This is a genomic window from Humidesulfovibrio mexicanus (assembly GCF_900188225.1).
In the GTDB taxonomy this organism is placed as follows: Bacteria; Desulfobacterota; Desulfovibrionia; order Desulfovibrionales; family Desulfovibrionaceae; genus Humidesulfovibrio; species Humidesulfovibrio mexicanus.
On the sequence record NZ_FZOC01000007.1, the window covers coordinates 1 to 18,156 of the forward strand.

The window sequence follows — 18,156 nt, forward strand, 5'->3', positions numbered from 1 at the left end:
AGGGGGGGGAGGCGCTGTCCTGTCCCCGTTCACGCGGGTCCAGGGGCGCGCAAGCCCCTGGCCTGCGGAGCATGAAATGGGCAGGGCGTTGTGCCCGCGATTCTACGCCGGGGCGTTTCCATTTCATGAAAAGCGTGATATGGCGGGATGAAGCGGCGCCTGGCTCTGTGTCTCGCCTTGGCGCTGCGGGGAGGGGCGTATGGGCGATGGAGCGTGTCGGCGGGCGTTGTCCGTGGGGGTGTTCCGCCTTGGGGTCGCCGTGCTGCTGCTCTTGTGCCTGGGCTGTTCCGACCAGGAGCCCGCCACACGGGTGGACCTGCAGAGTCGGGAGGAGACCTCTCCGCCGCCGCCTCTGGGCGGGCTTACGTACGCCTATCTGCCGCAGTATTCCCACACCACCTCGTATCAGCGCCATCATCTGCTGGTGGAGTATCTTGCGCGGAGCACGGGCCTGCCCTTGCGCCAGGTGTTTCCCGACACCTTTGACGAGCATGTGAAGATGGTGGCCCAGGGGCAGATCGACATTTCCTTCAGCAATCCGTTCGTCTACATCCGCTTGGCCAGGCAGGGGGCGACGTGTTTCGCCCGCACGGTGCGCTCGTCCGGCCGCGCGGAGTTCCGCAGCGAGATCATCTGCCGCAGCGACAATCGCGAGTTCTCCACCCTGGCTGACTGCCGGGGCAAGCGCTGGATCGCCGTGGACCCCATCTCGGCCGGCGGCTATTTGTTCGCCCTGGCCCATTTCCATGACCTTGGCATCAACCGTGGCGACTTCGCGGAGATAGCTTTTGCGCCGGGCCCCGGCGGCAAGCAGGAGAACGTGGTGCTGGCCGTGCTGGCGGGCAAGTACGACTTCGGCACCATACGCGAGGGCACGCTCGACGTGCTCAAGGGCCGCATCGACATGGACCAGATACGCGTGCTTGGACGCACCAGGGCCTACCCGGAGTGGCTCTTCGCGGCGCGCAAGGGGCTTGATCCCGCCACCGTGGACAAGATTGCCAAGGCCATGTTCGCCCTGGACCCGCGCAATCCCGAGCACGCCAAGATTCTGGAAGAGGCCAGGCTGGCCCGCATCATCCCGGCGACGGACCGCGACTTCGATCCAGTGCGCGATTTGGTGCGCACGCTTGGGCTGGAGTAGCGGCCATGCGGGTGCTGTCCAAGCTCTCCTTTCAGGCCAAGATCGGCCTCGGCATCTTTCTCATCGTGGTGACCGTGGCCCTTATGACCGCCATCCCCGTGAGCCGCATGGCCAGCCGCGCCATTTTGGCCGAGGCCAAGAACCGCGGCCTGGTGCTGGCGGAAAACCTGTCCCTGCGCCTGGCCGACGCCATGCTCACCATGGACCTGCTGCGCATGAAGACCATGGTGGACGAGCTTACCGTGGTTGGCCAGGACATTCTGTACGCCTTTGTGCAGGACGAGAACGGCAACGTCCTGGTGCACACGTTCCAGAAGGGGTTCCCCGTGGCCCTTGCACGGGCCAACGCCGCCCAGGGGGACGGGGCCAACATCACCTTGCTCGATACCGGCCAGGAGCTGGTGTACGACTTCGCCGCCCCGGTGGCCATCTCCGGTCGGCGCTTCGGCACCGCGCGGCTGGGGCTTTCGCGTTCGCGGGCCGAGGCCCAGGTGCGCAGCCTGCTGGTCACCTTCGCCGGGCTTTCGGCCGCCGCGCTGGCCGCCGCCATCCTGCTCAGCACCATGTTCGCCCGCCGCGTCACCCGTCGGCTCAACGTGCTCAAGCAGTACGCGCAGGAGGTCGTGCGGGGGAACCTGGACATCGAGACCGCCTCCACCCTGGAGCGCAATTGCTGGGAGATCATGGACTGCAAGCGTCAGGAATGCCCGGCCTATGGCAAGCCCAGGCACCGCTGCTGGCACATGCAGGGCACCCTGTGTCCGGACTGCGCCCCGGCCGACAACAACGGCCGCAAGGCCTGCCACCGCTGTCCCGTGTACCGCGAGAACGCGGGCGACGAGATCCAGGACCTGGCGGAGACCTTCGGCATCATGGCCATGACCCTGAAGCGGCAGATCAGCGCCCTGGCCCGGCAGGAGCAGCTCATGCGCACCATCCTGGACGCCACCCCGGACCTGGTGTGCCTGCTTGATCCGCATGGCCGCGTGCTGGCGGTGAACCGCGCCTTCGCGGCGTTTCTGGAAAAGCCTGAAAGCGAAATCGTGGGCCGCCTGGAGCACGAATTGTTCCCCCCGGAGGAGGCGACGGTCAGGCGGGAGCGCAATCTGGCCGTGCTCGCCTCGGAGCGGGGGGAGCAGGCCGAGACCGCGGCGCGCACCCCCTGGGGCAGGCGCTGGTTCCACCAGGTGGACGTGCCCGTGCGCGACGCCTCCGGCCGGGCCTTGGGCATCCTCAAGACCGCCCGCGACGTCACCGAGGTCAAGAGCATAGAGGAGAAGCTGCTGCAGGCCCAGAAGATGGAGTCCCTGGGCAAGCTGGCCGGGGGCGTGGCCCACGAGATCAACACCCCCCTGGGCATCATCCTGGGCTATGCCCAGCTATTGCAGGACGATGTGCCCCCGGAGGGCCAGCTGAGCCAGGACCTCAAGATCATCGAGCGCCAGGCCAAGGTCTGCCGCAAGATCGTGGCCGACTTGCTCGGTTTTTCGCGCCAGCACGAGTCCAGCATGGGCGAGGTGGACCTCAACGCCTCCGTGCGGGAGGTGAGCTCCCTGGTGCGCCACACCTTCAGCCTGGAGAAGGTCGCCCTTGAGCTCGATCTGGCCGATGGCCTGCCGGGCATAGTGGGCGACAAGGAAAAGCTGAACCAGGTATGGATGAACCTGCTGAACAACGCCCGCGACGCCATGCCCGGCGGGGGGGCCATCCGCGTGCGCACGCGCCAGCGCGCATCCGAAGGACTGGCCGAGGTCTGCGTGGCCGATTCCGGCACGGGCATCAGCCCGGAGCACCTGGGCAAGATCTTCGACCCCTTCTTCAGCACCAAGGGCGTGGGCGAGGGCACGGGCCTGGGGCTGTCCGTGTCCTTCGGCATCATCCAGAACCACGGCGGCGTCATCGAGGCGGAGAGCCCAGCCCCGGAAAGCCTGCGACCGGGCGCACCGGGCGCGGCAGGGCCGGGAACCGTGTTCCGCGTCCTGCTTCCACTGGCCGCGGCGTCGGCCCGCAAGGAACCTCCAACACCGTAAGGAGCGCCCATGGCGTCCATCATCGTTTTAGACGACGTGGCCGACGCGGCCATCATGATCAAGCGGATGCTCTCCCGCCTGGGGCACCAGGTGGAGGCCTTCACCGACGAGGAGCTGGCCGTGGAGCATGTGCGCCAGCATCCTGTGGACCTGGCCATCCTGGACGTGAAGCTGCTCAAGATGACCGGCGTGGAGGTGCTGGAGGAGATTCGCAAGATATCCCCCGGCACGCGGGCCATCATGCTGACCGGCTACCCCACCCTGGAGACCGCCAGGCAGGCCCTGCAGCTTGGCGCGCGGGAATACTGCGTCAAGCCCATCGACCGGGAGGAGCTGGAGGCCAAGGTGGCCGCGGTGCTGCAGGAGTAGGGGGGAGGCGGCCATGGGCGTGCTGCGCGACCTGCTCAGGCATTGGCCCCGGCGCATTTTTGCGCCGGCCGCGCACCTGCGCGCCAAGTACGAGGACTTCAAGGGGCTGCTCGACGCCGACGAAAAGAGCCAGGTGCTCATCGCCGAGCTGGAAGAGGTTCTGTACGCGGGGCGTCCGGCGGACCCGGCCCGGGTGCCCTGGCTGTGCCAGCGGCTTCTGGCCACGGTGCAGGCCGTAACCCAGCGCCTGGACGCCATGCAGCCCGGCCGCTACCAGGGCCTTGCGCCCGTGCTGGAACGCATCGGCGCGGAACTGGACCCGCTGTTGGACCATCCGCCGCCGCCCACGGGGCCGCCCTACCTGCTGTCCCTCGCCCAGTGCCTGGACCGCCCCGAGCAGGCCGGGGGCAAGGCCGCCAACCTGGCCTTGGCCGCCAGCCTGGGGCTGCCGGTGCCCTTGGCCGTGGCCGTCAGCGCGCGCGCCTTTTCCCTGCTCATAGAGTCCAACGCCCTGCGGCCGCGCTTGGACCGCCTGCTGCGCCAAATCGACCTGGAGCGGCCCGAGCGCCTGGCCGCCCTGTGCGGCGACCTGCGCGACATGGTGCTTGGCGCGCGCCTGCCCCAGGCCGTGAAGGCCGCCCTTGACCGCGTTTCCTCGCTGCCGGGTTTCGGCGGCGGCGCGTTCGCCGTGCGCAGTTCCGCCGTGGGCGAGGACGGCGGCCTCTCCTTCGCCGGGCAGTACGCCAGCGAACTGCATGTGGCCCCGGACGGTCTTGCCGGGGCCTGGCTGCGGGTGGCGGCGGCAAAGTATCGGCCCAGGGCCGTGGTGTACCGCATTCTGCACGGCCTGCGCGACGAGGAGACGCCCATGGCCGTGCTGGTGATGCCCATGGTGGACGCGCGGTGCGCCGGGGCGCTGTTCTCCCGCGATGAGGGCCAGGCGGCGGCGGTGAGCGTCTTTGCCCTGGCCGGGCTGGGCGACAGGCTCATGGCCGGGAGCGTGGCCCCGCGCTGCCTGCGCCTCTCGCGCGGGGAGCGCCCGGAAGTGCTGGAGGACCACGGCCCGCGCGAGCCGGAACTCGCCCCCGAGACCCTGGCCGGGCTGGTGCGCGCCGCCCTGGCCCTGGAGGAGCGCTTCGGCTGCCCGCAAGAGGTGGAGTGGGCCGTGGACCGTGAGGGCCGGGTGCTGGTGTTGCAGTCCCGTCCGCATCTGCCCCAAACGGACCTCCCGGAGCGCGGCGTGGACGCCGGAGCGGGCTGTGGTCTGGAGCCTCTGGCCGTGGGCCTGCGCCGCGTGAGCGGCGGTCTGGCGGCCGGGGAGCTGTTCCGGCTCGACGGCCAGGCCGATCCCAGCGGGGTGCCGCCGGGCGCGGTGGTCCTTGCCGGGCATCTGTCCCCATCCCTTGCCCGCTGCGTGGGCCGGGCCAGGGCGGTGCTGTCCTCCTGCGGCAGCAGGGCCAGCCATTTCGCCTCCATCGCCCGGGAGTTCGGCCTGCCCGTGCTTGTGGGCGGGGAAGAGCAACTGCGCGGCCTGGAACATGGGCGGCTGGTCACGGTGGACGCCGATGCGGGCGCGGTGTTCGCCGGGGCCTGCCCTGTGGGGGAAGCGCCCGCGCCCGGAGCTGCCGCCGAACCCGCCGCCGGGAGCAGGTCGCAGCGCCTGCCGGAGCGCTTCGGGCAACTGGCGCGGCTGGTGTGCAGCCTGGGCCTTACGGATCCGGAGAGCCCGGACTTTTCGCCCCAGGGGTGCCGCTCTTTGCACGACGTGGTGCGCTATTGCCACGAGAAGGCCGTGGCCGAGATGTTTTCCCTTGCCGGGCGCGGGGGCCGGGGAATGCACGGCGCCAGGCGGCTTGCAAGCCCCCTGCCGCTGTCCATGTATCTGCTGGACCTGGGCGGCGGCTTTGCGCCTGGCCGGGCCGGGGACGATGTCCGGCCCGAGGATTTCGCCAGCGTGCCCCTGACCGCCTTCTGGAGCGGCTTGGCCCATGCGGGCGAGCGCTGGGATTCCAGCTTGCCCCATTGCGACTGGGAGGAGTTCGACCGGGTCAGCGCGGGCATTTTCCGGCCCGGAGGCAAGCTTCTGGCGAGCTATGCCCTGTGCTCCGCGGACTATCTGCATCTGCTGGTGCGTTTCGGCTACCATTTCGCCGTGCTGGACAGCCTGTGCGGCCCAAGGCCCGAGGCCAACTATGTGGGCTTGCGCTTCAAGGGCGGCGGCGGGCTGGAGGAGCAAAAGCTGCTCCGGCTGCTGTTCATCAGCCGGGTGCTTGCCGGGGTGGGCTTCGCCGTGCGCACCCGTGGCGACATGCTGGACGCGCGCTTCGCCAGGGCCGGGCTGGAGGCGACCCGCGCAAATCTGGCCGTTCTCGGGCGGCTTCTGGCCCGCACGCGGCTCATGGACATGCGCCTGGCCGACGCCAGTCAGGCCGAACGCGAGGCCGAGGCCTTCCTCTCGGAAGTGCTTCGTGCTAGCTGAGGCCAGGAGGCCTTCATGGCTGCGACGCGTTCCGATGTCTTTCCCGTCACCTGGATCACCGAGCATCTGGGCGTGGGCGCCGCGCCCATGAGCCATGCGGCGCTCGATTCCCTGCGCAGGCAGGGAGTGCGCGCCATTCTGAACCTGTGCCAGGAATTCACGGATCTGCACGAGATCGAGTCGGCCGCGGGCTTCGAGGTCTACCATCTGCCCATCGCCGACGAGGAGGCCCCGGACCTGGCCGAGTTGGAGAAGGCGCTCGCCTGGCTGGACGAGGCCACCTATCTGGGCCGCAAGGTGTACATCCACTGCCGCCACGGCATCGGCCGCACGGGAACGGTGTTGAACGCCTATCTGCTGCGCCGGGGGTTGGGGCATTTGCTCGCCTGGCGCAAACTGCTAGGCCTGCGCTCCCAGCCCGCCAATTTCCGCCAGTGGCGCGCGGTGCGCCGCTACGGCAGCACGGCCCGGCGGCTCACCCTGCGCCAGCCCACCCTGGAGCACCGCTTCCAGGTGGACATGCGGCCGTTTTTCGCCGACTACGCGCGCCTGCTGGAGCAGGCGGCAGAAGAGGCGGCCCAGAGCGGCACGGACGGGGAGTGCGGCAAAACGCACGCACGTTGCTGCGAGACCCCGCCGCGCCTGACCCTGGCGGAGGCGGTGCGCGTCAACGCCGGGCTTGGGGCGGCCCTGTCCAGCGAGGCCCGCGCCAGAGCCATCGGCCGCGCCACGGAGCGGCGCCAGGGCGGCGGGCCCTGCCCCTTGCTTGAAAACGGAGCCTGCGCGGCCTTTGACCTGCGGCCCCTGTCCTGCCGGGTGCATGACCTGCCCGAGGCGCGGCGGCGCGCTTTGTGGGACCAGACCCTGGCCCCGGCGCTGCTGAAGCTCTCGCGGGAGGTATACCAGGCCTTGAGCGGGCAGTTCATGCCCGAGGGCTTTCCGGATTTTGGCATGGCGGACGTGGTGACCGGCCGCTACGTGCAGGCCTTTTTCGACTGGCAGCGGACCCATGCCGACACCGCCGCTGCCGCGGGCGGGGACAACGGCTAGGGCGCGCCGATGGCGTCCTCCACCACGCGCAGCACCTCGGCCGGGTCGAAAGGCTTGCGCACCGTGGCCACGGCCTTGGGTATGGCCATGTGGATGCCGGGCAGTCCGCTGATGACCACCACCGGGATGTGCTTGTATTCGGGCATTCGGGAATAGCGGTTGTAGAAACGCGGGCCCCATTCCTCGGGCATTTCCAGGTCCAGGGTGATGAGGTCCGGGTTCTCCTTGATGAGCATTTCCGTGGCCTGCACCCCGCCGGAGGCGCAGCAGGTGTCGTAGCCGCGGTCGCGGAAGATGTTCACCAAGTATTCCACGATGTCCGGATCGTCGTCCACCACAAGGATCTTCTTGGGGGCGTCCTGGGCCCTGGGCGGTTGCGCCGCGGCCAGGGCCGGGCGCTGCCGCATGATGCGGCGCACGGCGCGCCTGCGGGTGGCGCCGTCCATGGGCTGGGCCGGTGCCTGGGGCAGGCTGTGCGCCGGCCGGGCCTGCTCGGCCTCCTTGCGCGACAGGCAGTTGAGCCCGTCAACCATGATGTCGCGCACGGTGACCGAGTCGAGTTTTTCGAACATGGCCTGGTCGGCCGCCACCCATATGGCGCGGGTAAGGCAGTTCGCGGAGCGCGGGCAGGCCAGACGGTTGTGGCTGCACGCCAGCTGCGCGCTTTCGCCCTCCAGCACGCGGACGATGTCGCCCACGGTGATCTTTTCCGGCGGCACGGCCAGCAGGTGCCCGCCCTCGCGGCCGCGCAGACTGCGCACAATGCCCGCCCGCTGCAGCTCGCCCACCAGGCGCTCCAGGTACTTTGCGGAAATATCCTGCCGCAGGGCGGTTTCCGCCATGGAGACAGGCCCGTATTGTTCGTGCTGGGCGATGTCCAGCACCAGCCGCATCCCGTAACGCCCCTTGGTCGTCAGCCGCATACGCGTCTCCGTAGAATAAAAGCGTGTAAAAACAGTATTGTGTGACCATCGTGGCGGGCTTTTCCGCGCCCCTGAGATGTCCCAGGGTATTGAGTACAGCGTTTTCTGGAGCCCTTCAACCCACACCTGCAAAGTATGTTTAAAGAGTATAACCATACTTTTGTTGTAGGTAAACAAAAGGGGCGAAAAGGGCTTCCCACAAAGCGAATACTGTGGCAGAGTTGTGGGTGAAACTGCATTTGGTGAACGAAGAAAGGGCGGGTCGTGTCGGGCATGGCGCCGCCTTTGGCGCGGAACGTTCATTTTTGCCGAGTTTTTCAGTGTGAGCACATTACAAGTCGCACGAAGGCGTGCGGGAGGGTAAGCGGCATGCATCCACCAGCTTTGTGGGATTGGGAAACAGGACAGCGCGTGATCCTCGGGTCCTTGGAGCGGCCGGAGGGGGTCGCCTGGCTTGAGGAATTCCACGTCTCTCCGGATGGCGAGCGCGTGGGGGTCATTGTCGGCCTGGAGGAGGGCGGCGCGGGCGTCCTTGTCAACGGCGAGGCCTGGGAAGGCAGCTTTGACAAGGCCTGGCTGCCGCAGTTCAGCCCGGACGGACGTTTCACCGCCATCGTGCAGCAGGATGGCGTGTGGACCCTGGCCGTGGACGGCGAGACCTGGGAAGAGAGCTTCGATTATTTGTGGGGCACCCGTTTTTCCGAGGCGGGCGACGTCATCGCCGCCTGCATCCAGAACGGCGGCGAATACGGCGTCTGCACCGATGGCACGCCCTGGGAGACACTTTTCGAGACTGGCAGCCAGTGCGCCCTGTCGGCGGACGGCAAGTCCTCCGCCCTGGTGGTGCAGCTTGAGTCCCTCAAGCCCGCTGACACGGAGGCCTTCCAGAAGGGCGTGTTCGGCGTGGCCGTGAACGGCCAGGCCTGGGAGAAGCAGTTCGTCAACTGCTGGACCCCGGCCTTTGACGCCCAGGGACAGCGCGTGGCCGCACAGGCCCGCACAAGCCTCTACGACTACACCATCGTTGTGGACGGCACGCCCTGGAGCGAGTCCTACGGCTGCGTGTGGGAGCCCCGGTTCAACCCGGCCTCCGGCAAGGTGGTGGCCCCGGTGCGCCTGGCGAGCGGCTGGGGCATGGCCCAGGATGGTCAGATCATCTGGGAGCCCAAGTTCGTGCAGTGCTGGAACCATGTCATCAGCCAGGACGGCAAGACCATCGCGGCCATTGTGGCGCCGGAGTTCGGCTGCTTCTCCGTGGCCGTCAACGGACAGTCCTGGAGCCTGCGCTTCCCGGTGGTGACCGACCTGGTCGTGAGCCGCGACGGCGCGACCGTGGCCGCCCTGGGCTGCGTGGACAACGACGATTGGCAGGTGCTGGTCAATGGCCGCGCCTGGTCCGGCGTATGGGACATGGCCTGGACCCCGGTGCTGAGCGCCGCTGGCGGGCACGTGGCCGTCAAGGTGCGCAAGGGCAAGCGCGAAAGCGTTGTGGTGGACGGCAAACCTTATTCCCGCGATTTTGACCAGGTGTTTGCGCCCGCCTTCAGCCAGGATGGCAAGAAGCTGCTCATCCGCGGCATCGACAAAGGTTCCGTCGTGCGCATCGTGGCCGACGTGGGCCAGGCCTAACCCCGCCAAGGAGGAACCGACATGAATGCCGCGTATGAATTTGTCACCGGGCCGCTGGCCTGGGTCGCCTGGGGGATATTTCTCCTGGGATCGGCCTGGCGGCTTTTCTCCATGTACCAGTTGGCGAAAAAGAAGGAGGCCGCTGCCCTGGCCTTCATGAGCTGGGGCTACTCCCTGCGCTCCATCATCAACTGGCTCATTCCCTTCAACGCCCTGGGCTGGAAGAAGAACCCGGCCATGACCGTGGCCACCTTCGCCTTTCACATCTGCCTTGTGCTTGCCCCCATTTTCCTGGTGGCGCACGTCATGCTGTGGGAGCAGTTCTTCGGCATCAGCTACGTCACCATCCCCGATTCCGTGGCGGACATCATGACCATGCTGGTCATCGCCGTCTGCCTGTTTTTCGCCGGCCGCAGGATCCTGCAGCCCGAGGTGCGGTACATCACCACGCCCCAGGACTGGCTTGCGCTTGTCATCGTGCTCGCCCCGTTTTTGACCGGCTTTCTGGCCTACCATCAGCTGGGCGGCTACGATCTCATGATCATCCTGCACGTGGTGACCGGCGAGATCATGCTTGCGGCCATCCCCTTCACCCGTCTTTCCCACATGGTCTTCGCCGTGTTCACCCGCGCCTACATGGGCTCGGAGTTCGGCGGCGTGCGCCATGCGCGCGACTGGTAACTCCCCAAGGAGGAGCGACACATGGGCATTGAAGACAGACTCATCGAAGACGTTGGGCTCCGGCGGGGGGTTTCCAAACTCACCCCGGAGCAAATCGAGAAAACCGTCAATTCCGTCATCCGCGGAGAAACCGGCGCGCGCCTGAAGGCCTACGCCGAGACGTGCATGCGCTGCGGCCTCTGCGCCGAGGCGTGCCACTTCTCGCGTTCGCATCCCGGCGACCCCAGCTACACCCCGGCCGGCAAGGTGCACCAGACCATGGGCGTGCTCCTGAAGACCGGCGGCAAGGTCAGCCCGGACTTTGTCTACGGCATGGCCCAGCTCGCCTACACCGAGTGCAACCTGTGCCGCCGCTGCGTGCACTACTGCCCCATCGGCATCGATACCGGCTACATCATGAGCATGGTCCGGCGCATCTGCCACAAGCTGGGCGTCACCCCGCAGTACATCCAGGACACCGCCCACAGCCACAGCGCCACCTTCAACCAGATGTGGGTAAAGGACGACGAATGGCCGGACACCCTGCAGTGGCAGGAGGAAGAGGCGCGCGACGAGTTCCCCGGTCTGCGCATCCCCCTCGATAAAGAGGGCGCGGACATCTACTACTCGGTCATCGCGCCGGAGCCCAAGTTCCGCACCCAGCTCATCTACCAGGCCGCGGCCATCTTCCATATGGCCGGCCTTGACTGGACCATGCCCTCCGAGCCCGGCTGGGACAACTCGGACATGTGCATGTACACAGGCGACTTCGAGATGATGGGACGCCTCAAGCGCAGGCACTTCGAAAGCGCCCAGAAGCTCAAGGCCAAGCGCATCGTCATGGGCGAATGCGGCCACGCCTTCCGCAGCGTGTACGACAACGGCAACCGCTGGGTGGGCTGGAAGATGCACCCCGTGCCGGTGGTGCACTCCATCGAGTTCTTCTGGGAGCTCATGCGCGACGGCAAGCTGAACATGGCCAAGAAGTACCCCGGCCCGGTCACCATCCACGACCCCTGCAATGTGGTGCGCGGCCGCGGCCTGCACCAGAAATTGCGAGAACTGGTGCGCTTCCTCATTGATGGCGACATCATCGAGACGGCCTCCCACGGCGAGCACAACATGTGCTGCACCGCGGGCGGCGGCGTCATCAACTGCGGCCCCCCGTTCAAGAACGTGCGCGTGGCCGGCAGCAAGGCCAAGGCCGACGAACTCGCGGCCACGGGGGCCAAGACCATCATCGCCCCCTGCCACAACTGCCACGGAGGCCTGGAGGACACCGTGCACAGCTACAAGCTGGGCATGGAGATCAAGTTCCTGGGCGACATCATCTATGAATGCATGGTCAAGCCCTAGGCCGTGGAGGAGAGAGCAATGAAACGCACACTCCCGATCCTGCTGTCCGCCGCGCTCATCCTGGCCTTTGCCCAGGCCGCGCTTTCCCAGGCGGACATGACGACCCTGGCTCCGGCGGCCTTCGGCAAGCTTACCCGCCCCGCCGCCCAGTTCAAGCACGACGAGCACAACGAAAAGGCCAAGATCGACGACTGCGCGGTGTGCCACCACAGCGGGGCCGACGGCAAGCAGGACAAGACCGTTTCCTCCGAGGGAACCCCCTGCGCCGATTGCCACAAGCTGGAAAAGACCGGCAAGGGCACGGACCTGACCAACGCCTATCACAAGCAGTGCATCGGCTGCCACCAGGAAAAGGGCAAGGGCCCCATCGCCTGCGGGCAGTGCCATAAGCGCTAGATTCCACGCTCCGGGCCGGAGGCCGACGAGTCCATTCGTCCGCTTCCGGCCCGGCGCACCCCTTGACCGGAGCGCTGCTTCCGGCAAATAGACAGGGGATGCGCACTCCCTGGTCCCTGCTTCGCACTAGCCTCGCCCTCAAGCTCATCGCCACGGCTGGCCTCTCGTTGGTCTTGAGCGTGGCTGCCCTGTCCTACTTCGCCATCCGCCACCAAGAAGACATCCTCATGAGCTACGTGGTGAACGAGGCCGACCGCCTCGGCACCACCATCAAGCTTGGCACGCGCTATGCCATGATGATCAACTCGCGCGACGACCTGAGCCAGATCATCACCAACATCGGCTCCCAGCCAGGCATTGAGGCCGTGCGCATCGTCAACAAGCAGGGGGCCATACAGTTCTCCAATAGGGCCGCCGAGGTGGATGCCGTGGTCGCTCAGCGCGCGCCCGGCTGCCTGGTGTGCCACCAGTCCGCGCCGCCTCCGGCCAGCGCTCCCCTGGAACGCCGCACGCGCATCTTTACCGATGCCTCCGGCCAGCGCCGCCTGGGCATCATCAGCCCCATCCAGAACGAGCCAGGCTGCGCCGGAGACTGCCACTTCCATCCGCCTGAGCAAAAAGTTCTGGGCGTCATCGACGTTGTGCTCTCGCTGGATGCGACCGACCGGGAGATCGCCGCCCTCAAGGCGAGGAGCGCGGGCTTCACCCTCGCGGCCTTGGCGGGCATGGGCCTGGCCATCTTTTTCTTCATGCGCCGTTTCGTCATCCGGCCCATCCGCAAGGTCATCACCGGGGCGCAGCTCATCGCCGAGGGCGGCCAGTGCACCCGCATCGACATCGACCAGCCGGACGAGATGGGCGCTCTGGTGCACACCATCGAGCGCATGGGCGAAAGCATCAGCGAGAAGCAGATCGAGTTGAACCGCCAGCGCGACGAATATCAGGCGCTGTTTTCACAGGTGCCCTGCATCATCACCGTGCAGGACAGGAATTTTCGTCTCTTGCGCTACAACCAGGAATTTCGGGACACGTTCCGGCCCCGCCCCGGCGACACCTGCTTCCACGCCTACAAGGGCCGCGCGGACAAGTGCCCCAACTGCCCGGTGGAGAAAACCTTCGAGACCGGCCGCAGCTTCACCAGCGAGGAGTCCGGCCAGGACGCCGACGGCGTCATGCGGCACTGGCTCGTCACCAGTTCGCCCATTCGCAACGCAGAAGGCCAGGTGGTGGCCGCCATGGAGATGTGTCTGGACATCTCCAGCCGCAAGCAACTGGAGGAAAAGCTGGAGAAAAGCGAGCGCAAGCACCTCGCCATCTTCAAGAACATACCCAACCCCGTGTTCGTGCTGGACCAGGACACCCTGTGCATTCTGGACTGCAACGAGTCCGTGAAGCCGGTGTACGGGTTTGAGCGGGCGGAACTTCTCGGCCAGAGCTTTTTGCGGCTGTTCCCGGAAGAGGACCGCGAGAGCCACAAGCTCAAGCTCAGGCAAAAGAGCCTGCACGACCGGCTGATCAACATCGCCAAGGACGGCCGCAGGCTGTTCGTCACCGTGCGGCTGTCGCCCTCGGAGTTCAGCGGGCAGAAGGTGCTGCTCGTCACCACCAGCGACATGACCAAGCGCCTGGAGACCGAGCAGCAGCTGATCCAGGCCTCCAAGATGGCCACCCTGGGCGAAATGGCCACAGGCATGGCCCACGAGTTGAACCAGCCCCTTACCGTCATCAAGACCGCGTCCAGCTTCATCCGCCGCAAGGCGGAGCGCGGGGAGGAGATCCCCCGCGACATCCTGACCACCCTGGCCCAGGAGGTGGACGCCCATGTGGACCGGGCCAGCAAGATCATAAACCATCTCAGAGAGTTCGGCCGCAAGCCGGAAATGAAGCTCGGACCCGTGGACGTGGGGGGCATCCTCGCGCGGTCGCTGGACATCTTCAGCCAGCAATTCAAGCTGCGCGAGATCGAAGTGGCCCTGGACATCGAGCCCGACCTGCCCGAGGTCATGGCCGATGCGGGCAGGCTGGAGCAGGTGTTCATCAACATGCTGCTCAACGCCCGCGACGCCATTGAGGACAAATGGGGCGCCAAGGGCGGCGCGGCGCCGCCAAAGGGCGCCAAGCGCATCAGCCTTTCGGCCAGGCTGCACAAGGGGGCCGTCCGACTGGAGATCGCCGACACGGGCGGGGGCATCCCCCCGGGTGTGCGGGAGAAAATATTCGAGCCGTTTTTCACCACCAAGCGCGTGGGCACGGGCACGGGCCTGGGCCTGTCCATCAGCTACGGCATTGTCCAGGACTGCGGCGGAAGCATCGTCGTGGAATCCGCGCCGGGCGAGGGCGCGCACTTCATCATCGACCTGCCCGTGCTCCACGAGGCCCGGGAAGGAGGATAAGGCCCGATGGACGAGGCGCGCTCCCTGCTGCTGGTGGACGACGAGGAAGGCATTCGCCGCGTGCTGGCCCTGACCCTGGCCGACATGGGCTGGAGGGTGCGCGCGGCAGCCAGCGGCGAGGAGGCCCTGGCGCTGTTCCGGCAAGAGCCCGCGGATATCGTCGTCACCGATGTCAAGATGCCCGGCATGGACGGGCTGGCCCTGCTGCAGGCGGTCAAGGCCCTGGACCCGGAGTGCGAGGTGGTGCTCATCACCGGCCATGGCGACATGGATCTGGCCATCCAGGGCATCAAGCTCGACGCCGCGGACTTCATCGCCAAGCCTCTGCGCGACGATGCGCTCTCCATCGCCCTTTCCCGCGCCTGGGAGCGCCGCGCCATGCGCCGGGCGTTGCGCCTGCACGCCGAAAATCTGGAGCGCCTGGTGGAGGAAAAGACCCGTGAACTCCTGGCGTCCGAACGCCTGGCCGCAGTGGGGCAGACCGTGGCCGGGCTTTCGCACGCCGTCAAGAACATGGCCAGCGGCCTGGAGGGCAGCCTGTTCCTGCTGCGCCAGGGACTGGAGGCCGACCGCAAGGCCTGGCGCGACCAGGGCTGGGAAATGCTTGAGGCCAATGTGCGCACCCTCAAAAGCCTGTCGCTGGACATGCTGCGCATCGCCAGACCGGAAGCGTTGCGCCCCGCGCCGACGGACCCGGCCCTGCCCGCGCGGCAGGTGGCGGAACTGCTTGCACCCCGGTTCCAGGAACAGGGTGTGGACCTGGTCCTGCGCGCCGCGCCGGGAATGGCCCCGGCCATGCTCGATGCCGAGGCCCTGCACCGCTGCCTGCTGAACCTGGTGGGCAACGCCCTGGACGCCTGTCTGGCCGCTGGATACGGGCCTGCGGGGACCGATGGCAGTTCTGGCGGCAGGCTCGTCGGCAGGCCCGGCGGCAGGGTGGAACTCTCCGTCGAACGCGAGCCAGACGGCGCGGTGCGCTACGATGTGTCGGACAATGGCTGCGGCATTGCGGATGAAGACCGGGAACGCCTGTTCACGGCGTTTTTCAGCACCAAGGGCGACGGAGGCAGCGGCCTCGGCCTTGTGGCCAGCAAAAAAACCGTGGAAGCCCATGGCGGAACACTCGTGGTCGAGTCCTTGGCCGGGGCGGGCAGCTGTTTTCGTATAATCATACCGGAGAAAACTCATCATTGATACTGTAGAAGTGTGATTTTGTTGAGCTGAGAGAGAATCCCCATCTGGTTGACGGAAAAGGCTATTTGAAATAAGATCATAGCCGCATCCGACATCTGACGAAAAAATACCCATTCTTGGTAGGGTAATGTGGACGAAGTCATACTGAACGATGACGGCGGCCTGTCGACGCCCCATGGGCGCCTGGTGGATGACGCCTTGGCCGTTCTGGGCGCGCGTCTGCGCCTGGGCGAGGGCTGCACCCTTGGCGCGGTGGGGCGCATGGCCGCGGCGCATCCCGTGCTCCAGCGCCTGTCGCCCTTCGCCCCGGACCTGGCAGCCCTCTGCGCTTCCGGGAATGCCGTCCAAAGCCCGCCGTCCGGACTCGCGCGGATGGAGTTCTCCCGCGTGGTGGAGGTCGTGGGGCATCCGCCCCCGCCGCGCATGGACATCTACCATGTGTTGCGCGGCGTGCTCTCCGGCGGCGAGGACGTGGAACCTCGGCAGTGGACGGTGGAGTCCCTGCTTGCCGTGCCCCTTGTCCTGGGCCCGCTTCGGCATGTGGTTTTTGGCGACCGTGTGGAGCGGTTCGGCTTTGAAACCGTATGCACCCTTTTCGAACTGTTTCAGGGCGTCGTCTGGCAGCTTGCGTTTCACTGCACGCCGCGCGCGTGCGCACTAAGGAGGTAGCTCATGTTCGATTCCATCCTGTTCGCCACCTCGGCCTCTTCCACCTGCGACGACGCCGCGCGCGTGGCCTTTGAGCTTTCGCGCAAAAACCGTTCGCGCCTGGACGTGTTCCATGTGTTCGGCCTGCCCACGCGCGGTTTCGGCCTCACCTATCGCGATGTGCGCACCGGAGAGTCCGAGGAGGTGGACGAGAATCTCGTGAGCCTGGTGCGGGAGGAGATGGCCCAGTATTACGAAACGCTGGCCAAGGACCATCCCTCCTGCCAGTTCGAGACGGCCGTGGGCGAGCCGCACACCGAAATCCTGCGCAAGGCCAGAAAGGCGGACGCCAGCCTCATCGTCATGGGCGCGCACACCCGGCCAGAGGACGTGGGCGCCATGCGCCACCGCGCCATTGCCGGGTCCACCATGCAGAAAGTGGCCAAAAGCGCCCGCTGCCCGGTGCTCATCGTCAGTCGCCCCTGCGTCACCTGCTGGTCGTATTTCGCCAACATCGTGGTGGCCACGGATTTCAGCAAGGCCTCGGACTACGCCTTCCAGTTCGCGCGCAATGTGGCCAGGGAGATCGGCTGTCGGCTGCACGTGTTCCACTGCCTGGATCTGGGCGGGCAGGCCGAGCAGGGACAGGCCTTCATCGAGCGGCAGTTGGCCCAGGCGGAGCAGAAGGTGCGGGAAAAGTACGTGGACAACATGGGCGACTTCGACAACTCCCTCACCGCCCTGCGCGAGGGGCTTCCGTATGTGGAGGTGCTCAAGTACGCGCGGGAGAACAAGGCCGACCTCATCGTCATGGCGCACCACACCAAGGACGTTGACCCGGAGAACGCCCTGCTCGGCAGCACGATCGAGCAGGTGGTGCTGCGCAGCGCCTGCCCGGTGTTGAGCGTGAACCACCCGGACAAGGTGGACGTGAGCCCTTACGGCCCGCCGCGCGCGGGGGAGTAGCGGCCATGGGGGGGGCGAGGCCCTGGCGCGTGCTTGTGCTGGATGACGAAATGCACCTGCGCGTGTTCCTCAAGGCGGTGTTCGAATCCGCCGGGTACGAGGCGGCCACGGCCAAGGACGGACAGGAGGGGCTGGACATGCTGGCCGGGTTCCGGCCCGATCTGGTGTGCCTGGATGTGATGATGCCGCGCCAGGGGGGCGTGCGGTTTCTGGAGGGGCTGCGGTCCGATCCGCGATTCGGGGCCGTGCGCGTGCTGGTGGTATCCGCCGTGGACGGCGAGGCGTTCCGCCACGGCATGGCCCTGCTCCGCGCCGGGGCCGGGCCTGCGGGCCGCCTGCGCGGGCCGGACGGCTATGTGGAGAAGCCCGCCACGGCGGAAGTCATTCTGGCCGAGGCGCACCGCATTCTTGGGGGTGCGCGCAAGGCCCCCGCCACAAGCGAACATGAAGGAGAAGCGTGATGGCGAAGAAGATCATGGTGGTGGACGACGACAAGGACATCGTGGAGTATCTTGTCTCCATTTTTCGCGAAAAGGGCTACGAGACCTGCTCCGCCGAGGGCGGCGAGGGGGCCATGGAGCTGCTGGAGCGCGAGCGCCCGGACTTGCTGACCCTGGACCTGGAGATGCCCGAGGAATGGGGGCCGCGCTTCTACCGCAAGTTCAGCCAGAAGCCGGAGTTCGCGGAATTGCCGGTTGTGGTCATCAGCGGGCTTGCGGGCATCCACCTGGCCATCCGCAAGGCCGTGGCCACGGTGAGCAAGCCTTTCGAGCCCGCCCATGTGCTCGAAATCGTGGAAGGGACCATAGGCAGGCCGTAACCGGCGGGCCGTCCTTTTCCCCTTTCCCCCTTGGGGGACTGGCCTGTCTCGGGCGCGTTTGCGCGCGGCCGTTGACTGGGCCCCGCGGGAGCGGGCCAG

16 protein-coding genes are annotated in these 18,156 nt (G+C 66.9%); 15 read left to right on the forward strand and 1 reads right to left on the reverse strand.

The annotated features are described in order from the left end of the window. The first annotated feature begins 199 nt into the window (after positions 1-199). The 5 genes from CHB73_RS13235 to CHB73_RS13255 are packed head-to-tail and all read left to right on the forward strand — an operon-like array spanning position 200 to position 7,072. The gene (locus CHB73_RS13235; protein ID WP_089275084.1) at positions 200-1,144 is read left to right on the forward strand and encodes a phosphate/phosphite/phosphonate ABC transporter substrate-binding protein; all 945 of its coding nucleotides are present in this window, start codon (positions 200-202) and stop codon (positions 1,142-1,144) included. 5 nt (positions 1,145-1,149) lie between these two features. Then, positions 1,150-3,174: an ATP-binding protein gene (locus CHB73_RS13240; protein ID WP_089275085.1), complete on the forward strand. Its 2,025-nt coding sequence runs from the start codon at positions 1,150-1,152 to the stop codon at positions 3,172-3,174. A gap of 9 nt (positions 3,175-3,183) precedes the next feature. Then, positions 3,184-3,543 carry a response regulator gene (locus tag CHB73_RS13245; RefSeq protein WP_089275086.1) on the forward strand — a complete coding sequence of 120 codons (360 nt, stop codon included), beginning with the start codon at positions 3,184-3,186 and terminating at the stop codon, positions 3,541-3,543. A 13-nt stretch (positions 3,544-3,556) separates the two neighbouring features. Continuing rightward, positions 3,557-6,022 carry a PEP/pyruvate-binding domain-containing protein gene (locus CHB73_RS13250; RefSeq protein WP_089275087.1) on the forward strand — a complete coding sequence of 822 codons (2,466 nt, stop codon included), beginning with the start codon at positions 3,557-3,559 and terminating at the stop codon, positions 6,020-6,022. A 15-nt stretch (positions 6,023-6,037) separates the two neighbouring features. Then, positions 6,038-7,072: a phosphatase domain-containing putative toxin gene (locus CHB73_RS13255; RefSeq protein ID WP_089275088.1), complete on the forward strand. Its 1,035-nt coding sequence runs from the start codon at positions 6,038-6,040 to the stop codon at positions 7,070-7,072. Here the strand turns inward: CHB73_RS13255 and divK (CHB73_RS17295) are convergent. Beyond that, positions 7,069-7,995, reverse strand: coding sequence for a DVU0259 family response regulator domain-containing protein (divK, locus tag CHB73_RS17295; protein WP_327438389.1), 927 nt, complete (start codon positions 7,993-7,995; stop codon positions 7,069-7,071). The two genes, CHB73_RS13255 and divK (CHB73_RS17295), sit on opposite strands and share 4 nt — an antisense overlap. Before the next feature lie 369 nt (positions 7,996-8,364). Here divK (CHB73_RS17295) and tmcD point away from each other — a divergent pair, with 369 nt between their 5' ends. The 10 genes from tmcD to divK (CHB73_RS13315) all read left to right on the forward strand — a co-directional run bounded on the left by tmcD (position 8,365) and on the right by divK (CHB73_RS13315) (position 18,057). Further along, entirely contained in the window at positions 8,365-9,624 is a 1,260-nt protein-coding gene (gene tmcD, locus CHB73_RS13270; protein WP_089275089.1) for an electron transfer complex subunit TmcD, read from the forward strand. A 21-nt stretch (positions 9,625-9,645) separates the two neighbouring features. Then, a complete protein-coding gene (gene tmcC / locus CHB73_RS13275) occupies positions 9,646-10,305 on the forward strand; it encodes a TmcC family electron transfer complex membrane anchor subunit (RefSeq protein WP_089275090.1) in 660 nt (219 codons plus the stop codon). A 21-nt stretch (positions 10,306-10,326) separates the two neighbouring features. Next, positions 10,327-11,640 (forward strand): electron transfer complex ferredoxin TmcB, encoded by a 1,314-nt coding sequence (gene tmcB / locus CHB73_RS13280; RefSeq protein ID WP_089275091.1) that lies wholly within the window; start codon positions 10,327-10,329, stop codon positions 11,638-11,640. 18 nt (positions 11,641-11,658) lie between these two features. Then, positions 11,659-12,036, forward strand: a complete 378-nt coding sequence (tmcA, locus tag CHB73_RS13285; protein ID WP_089275092.1) for an acidic tetraheme cytochrome c3 TmcA — start codon at positions 11,659-11,661, stop codon at positions 12,034-12,036. Between the two features lie 98 nt (positions 12,037-12,134). Next, positions 12,135-14,429, forward strand: a complete 2,295-nt coding sequence (locus tag CHB73_RS13290) for a PAS domain S-box protein (RefSeq protein ID WP_089275093.1) — start codon at positions 12,135-12,137, stop codon at positions 14,427-14,429. Positions 14,430-14,435: 6 nt separating this feature from the next. Further along, entirely contained in the window at positions 14,436-15,623 is a 1,188-nt protein-coding gene (locus CHB73_RS13295; RefSeq protein ID WP_089275094.1) for a sensor histidine kinase, read from the forward strand. A 129-nt stretch (positions 15,624-15,752) separates the two neighbouring features. After that, positions 15,753-16,292, forward strand: coding sequence for a hypothetical protein (locus CHB73_RS13300; protein ID WP_089275095.1), 540 nt, complete (start codon positions 15,753-15,755; stop codon positions 16,290-16,292). A 3-nt stretch (positions 16,293-16,295) separates the two neighbouring features. Further along, a complete protein-coding gene (locus tag CHB73_RS13305; protein WP_089275096.1) occupies positions 16,296-17,237 on the forward strand; it encodes a universal stress protein in 942 nt (313 codons plus the stop codon). Between the two features lie 5 nt (positions 17,238-17,242). Continuing rightward, positions 17,243-17,698, forward strand: coding sequence for a response regulator (locus CHB73_RS13310; protein ID WP_089275097.1), 456 nt, complete (start codon positions 17,243-17,245; stop codon positions 17,696-17,698). Continuing rightward, on the forward strand, positions 17,698-18,057 hold the full coding sequence (gene divK / locus CHB73_RS13315) for a DVU0259 family response regulator domain-containing protein (RefSeq protein ID WP_089275098.1): 360 nt from the start codon (positions 17,698-17,700) through the stop codon (positions 18,055-18,057). The genes CHB73_RS13310 and divK (CHB73_RS13315) overlap by 1 nt, the downstream gene beginning before the upstream one ends. The last annotated feature ends 99 nt before the right edge of the window (positions 18,058-18,156 follow it).

Coding starts and splice junctions, on each gene's coding strand:
- tmcA (WP_089275092.1), top strand. CDS start 11,659: ATGAAACGCACACTCCCGATCCTGCTGTCCGCCGCGCTCATCCTGGCC.
- CHB73_RS13250 (WP_089275087.1), top strand. CDS start 3,557: ATGGGCGTGCTGCGCGACCTGCTCAGGCATTGGCCCCGGCGCATTTTT.
- tmcB (WP_089275091.1), top strand. CDS start 10,327: ATGGGCATTGAAGACAGACTCATCGAAGACGTTGGGCTCCGGCGGGGG.
- CHB73_RS13295 (WP_089275094.1), top strand. CDS start 14,436: ATGGACGAGGCGCGCTCCCTGCTGCTGGTGGACGACGAGGAAGGCATT.
- CHB73_RS13310 (WP_089275097.1), top strand. CDS start 17,243: ATGGGGGGGGCGAGGCCCTGGCGCGTGCTTGTGCTGGATGACGAAATG.
- CHB73_RS13305 (WP_089275096.1), top strand. CDS start 16,296: ATGTTCGATTCCATCCTGTTCGCCACCTCGGCCTCTTCCACCTGCGAC.
- CHB73_RS13245 (WP_089275086.1), top strand. CDS start 3,184: ATGGCGTCCATCATCGTTTTAGACGACGTGGCCGACGCGGCCATCATG.
- CHB73_RS13255 (WP_089275088.1), top strand. CDS start 6,038: ATGGCTGCGACGCGTTCCGATGTCTTTCCCGTCACCTGGATCACCGAG.
- CHB73_RS13235 (WP_089275084.1), top strand. CDS start 200: ATGGGCGATGGAGCGTGTCGGCGGGCGTTGTCCGTGGGGGTGTTCCGC.
- tmcC (WP_089275090.1), top strand. CDS start 9,646: ATGAATGCCGCGTATGAATTTGTCACCGGGCCGCTGGCCTGGGTCGCC.
- CHB73_RS13290 (WP_089275093.1), top strand. CDS start 12,135: ATGCGCACTCCCTGGTCCCTGCTTCGCACTAGCCTCGCCCTCAAGCTC.
- divK (WP_327438389.1), bottom strand. CDS start 7,995: ATGCGGCTGACGACCAAGGGGCGTTACGGGATGCGGCTGGTGCTGGAC.
- divK (WP_089275098.1), top strand. CDS start 17,698: ATGGCGAAGAAGATCATGGTGGTGGACGACGACAAGGACATCGTGGAG.
- tmcD (WP_089275089.1), top strand. CDS start 8,365: ATGCATCCACCAGCTTTGTGGGATTGGGAAACAGGACAGCGCGTGATC.
- CHB73_RS13240 (WP_089275085.1), top strand. CDS start 1,150: ATGCGGGTGCTGTCCAAGCTCTCCTTTCAGGCCAAGATCGGCCTCGGC.